Annotated in this window: 1 protein-coding gene; it reads left to right on the top strand. The window is 42.9% G+C overall.

What is annotated here, in order from left to right:
• Positions 1-99 precede the first annotated feature (99 nt).
• Positions 100-742 (top strand): SIMPL domain-containing protein (locus R7Z47_RS24740; RefSeq protein WP_318130748.1); only part of this gene is annotated, 643 nt, incomplete at its 3' end.

Raw genomic sequence — 742 nt, 5'->3', positions numbered from 1 at the left:
TATGACAAAAATTTAGCTTTAGGTCGCCATTTTCTGGCCATAGTTGAGCTATGTTATCGATACTACGAATTGTTACTTTTGGCGAAATTAGGAGGATGAATGGAGAAGATTTCCAATAAAGCGTCAATATGGCTCGGGCTGTGTCTGATAATTGGTTTAGGAGTATTGGGCTTTTTTATTCAGCAAACAGCAGTCAAATACAAAGCCTATGAGCGAGTGGTAACGGTGAAGGGATTGTCTGAGCGAGAATACCCGGCAGATACCGTCATTTGGCCAATCCAATTTACGGTAGCCAGCAATGATATGGGCGCGATGTTTGATGACATAGACCAACAAACGCGTTTGATTCTCGATTTTTTAACCGCAAAAGGCTTAACTGACAAAAACATCTCGCTGTCTTCGCCTTCAGTGATAGACCGTAAAGCGCAGCAATATGGTGGTGAGCAAGATATTGAGTATCGTTATTTAGCATCCCGAACGGTCACGGTTTACAGCCAAAATATCAATGTGGTTCGTGCGGCGATTAATGAGATTGGTGAACTTGGGAAACAAGGCGTGATTCTTAATCAAGATCCTTATGCAAACCGAATCGAATACAGTTTTACGAAACTTAATGACATCAAACCAGACATGATCGAAGAGGCGACCAAAAACGCCCGCGAGGTGGCACAAAAGTTTGCGAAAGACTCACAAAGCTCATTAGGAAAGATCAAGCGAGCGACGCAAGGTCAGTTCTCCATTT

The organism is Vibrio sp. 1641, from assembly GCF_033339995.1.
Classification (GTDB): Bacteria; Pseudomonadota; Gammaproteobacteria; order Enterobacterales; family Vibrionaceae; genus Vibrio; species Vibrio alginolyticus.
The sequence above is the reverse complement of the archived record's forward strand: the minus strand, read 5'-3'. Positions and strand labels throughout refer to the sequence as shown.